Genomic DNA, 1653 nt, shown 5'->3' with positions numbered 1-1653 from the left:
GTGCCTACCTGCGCAATTTCGTCTATAAATTTGCCGAGCTTCTCAGCGACAAGCTGGACCGCGCCCTGATCACCAAGGCTATGGCCGGCCGTGTGAACGACTATGAGGTTTAGGACTTAGTTCCCCCCCGAAGCGGCCTGCGGCCGCCTCCCCCTCAGGGGGCGCCGCAAGCGGCCCGGCAAAGCCGGTTCCGCGGCGGCCGCTGGTAAAGAAATTCATTTATTTCAATCATGACTACCATCCTCGAACGCACCCCCAAGCTCCAAACCAAGCTACCCGCTGTCGGCACCACCATTTTCACGGTGATGTCCACGCTGGCTGCAGAAAAAGGGGCCGTCAACCTGGGCCAGGGTTTTCCTGATTTTGAATGCGACCCGCAGCTGGTCAGCGCCGTCACGGACGCAATGACCAAGGGTCTGAACCAGTACCCGCCCATGACGGGCGTGCCGGTGTTGCGCCAGGCCATCTCGGCCAAAGTGGCCGGTTTGTATGGCCACCGCTATGACGCCGATACTGAAATAACCATCACTGCGGGTGCCACGCAGGCGATCATCACGGCGATATTGGCGGTTGTTCACCCCGGCGATGAAGTCATCGTGCTGGAGCCCTGCTACGACAGCTATGTGCCCAACATCGAACTGGCTGGCGGCGTGGTGGTGCGTGTCCCCCTGACGCCGGGCACTTTCCGGCCGGACTTCGACAAAATTTCCGCGGCCATCACATCCAGGACACGGGCGATCATCGTCAACTCGCCGCACAACCCGAGCGCCACGGTGTGGACCGAGGCCGACATGCTCACGCTGCAGGACATCCTGGCGCCCACCGACGTGCTGCTGATCAGCGACGAAGTCTATGAACACATGGTGTYCGATGCGGCCCAGGGGCGCGTCCATCAAAGCGCGGCCCGTTTTCCGGGACTTGCCGCGCGTGCTTTCATCGTCAGCAGCTTTGGCAAGACCTACCACGTCACCGGCTGGAAGGTCGGCTACGTGGCCGCACCCGCAGCACTGACCACCGAATTCCGCAAGGTGCACCAGTTCAACGTGTTCACCGTGAATACGCCGGTGCAATACGGGCTGGCTGCTTATATGGCCGATGCCAAGCCCTACCTGGACCTGCCGGCTTTCTACCAGCGCAAGCGCGACCTGTTTCGCGAAGGCCTGGCCAAAACCCGCTTCAAGCTGCTGCCCAGCGAAGGCAGTTACTTCCAGTGCGTGGACATCTCCGACGTGAGCGACCTGGACGAAGCCGGGTTCTGCAAATGGCTGACCACGGAAATAGGCGTGGCAGCCATTCCGCTGTCGGCGTTTTACGGTAGCGGCTTTGACCAGCGTGTGGTGCGGTTCTGTTTTGCCAAAAAAGACGAAACATTGAACACGGCCCTGCAGCGGCTGGCCAAACTGTAAGCACGGCAAGCCACCGGGTAATTCAGGACTGTCAGTATTTGCCGACGGCTGGACAGGCGTTCATCCTGCTTGTTTGTGCCTCGAGCCGGGAAACAATCACTTCACATAACAAGGAGTGCTTCAAATGTCCCTATCCCTCATTTTGCTGATCGTTCTTATTCTTATCCTCGTCGGCGCATTGCCAACGTGGGGCCACAGCCGTAGCTGGGGCTATGGACCCAGTGGTGGTATTGGCCTGGTGGTGTTG

The 1653-nt window shown here is 59.7% G+C and carries 2 protein-coding genes and 1 pseudogene; all 3 read left to right on the top strand.

The window, feature by feature from the left end; translation table 11 throughout:
- Positions 1-113, top strand: a pseudogene (locus tag AC1D0Z_RS21240) (transcriptional regulator); the annotation flags it as partial.
- Positions 114-230: 117 nt separating this feature from the next.
- The gene (locus AC1D0Z_RS21235) at positions 231-1406 is read left to right on the top strand and encodes a pyridoxal phosphate-dependent aminotransferase (protein WP_477660137.1); all 1176 of its coding nucleotides are present in this window, start codon (positions 231-233) and stop codon (positions 1404-1406) included.
- A 124-nt stretch (positions 1407-1530) separates the two neighbouring features.
- The coding region (locus tag AC1D0Z_RS21230) for a DUF3309 family protein (protein ID WP_477660138.1) at positions 1531-1653 on the top strand (123 nt) is incomplete at its 3' end.

The organism is Polaromonas sp. P1_E3, assembly GCF_056405935.1.
This window is presented reverse-complemented; position numbering and strand designations above follow the sequence as displayed.